The organism is Mesorhizobium sp. M2A.F.Ca.ET.039.01.1.1 (genome assembly GCF_003998035.1).
In the GTDB taxonomy this organism is placed as follows: Bacteria; Pseudomonadota; Alphaproteobacteria; order Rhizobiales; family Rhizobiaceae; genus Mesorhizobium.
The window spans coordinates 1-1,116 of the sequence record NZ_RZRY01001231.1 but is presented as its reverse complement, the minus strand read 5'-3'; the positions used below and the strand labels follow the sequence as shown (position 1 = coordinate 1,116).

Genomic DNA, 1,116 nt, shown 5'->3' with positions numbered 1-1,116 from the left:
ACGTGATCTCCTTGCCGCGCCGCTCGATGCCGAGGATGCCTTCCACCGCCGCGCGGTAAAGCCAGCCGGCCGAGCCCGTGTACCAGGTCCAGCCGCCGCGGCCGCCCTTGCCTTCGCCGGCATAGATGTCGGCGGCCACGACATAGGGCTCGACGCGGTAATGCTCGGCCGCCGCCTCGTCCGAGGCGTGGTTGACCGGGTTCAGCATCGAGAAGCAGCGATAGGCCTCGTCGGTGCGGCCCATTTCGGCCAGCGCGATCACGAACCAGGTGGCGGCGTGGGTGTACTGGCCGCCATTCTCACGCACGCCCGGCGGGTAGCTCTTGATGTAGCCGGGGTCCTTCTCGCTTTTCGAGAAGGCCGGCGTGAACAGCTTGACGATCTTGAGCTCGTCATCGACCAGCATGTTGGTCGCCTGCTCCATGGCCGTCGTCGAGCGGGCCGGGTCGCCCTCGCCCGACAGCACGCTCCAGGACTGGGCGATGGAGTCGATCTTGCACTCGTCCGAATTGTGCGAGCCGAGCGGCGCGCCGTTGTCGAAACTGCCGCGCCGGTACCACTGGCCGTCCCAGGCGGTGCTTTCCAGGGCCCGCTTCAGCACGTCGGCGTGCTTCAGCCAGGCCTGCGCCCGCTTGGTGTCGCCCTGCCCCTTGGCGACAGGGGCAAAGTCGGTGAGCGTCTTCAGCAGGAACCAGCCCAGCCACACGCTCTCGCCCTTGCCGCCCTCGCCGACACGGTTCATGCCGTCATTCCAGTCGCCGCCGAGGATGAGCGGCAGGCCGGCGGGGCTGCTGCGCTTGATCGCAAGATCGAGCGCCCGGGCGCAATGGTCGTATAGCGAAGCGGTGTTCTTGGTGATCTCGGGCGTGAAGAAGGCGTCATGCTCGCCTTCGCCGAGTTGCTGCCCGTCGATGAAGGGCAACTGTTCCTTGAGGATCGCGGCGTCGCCGGTCACCTCGATGTAGCGCGCCGTCGCATGCGCCAGCCAGACGACGTCGTCCGAGATCATGGTGCGCACGCCGGCATCGGTGCGCGGCAGCCACCAGTGCTGCACGTCGCCTTCCGGGAACTGCCGGCGCGCCGCATTGAGGATCTGGTCGCGCGCCAGCTTCGGAT

General features: G+C 67.7%; 1 pseudogene. It reads right to left on the bottom strand.

Going from position 1 to position 1,116, the window contains the following annotated elements:
• Positions 1-1,116: pseudogene (locus EOA24_RS38870) on the bottom strand (protein ndvB); the annotation flags it as partial.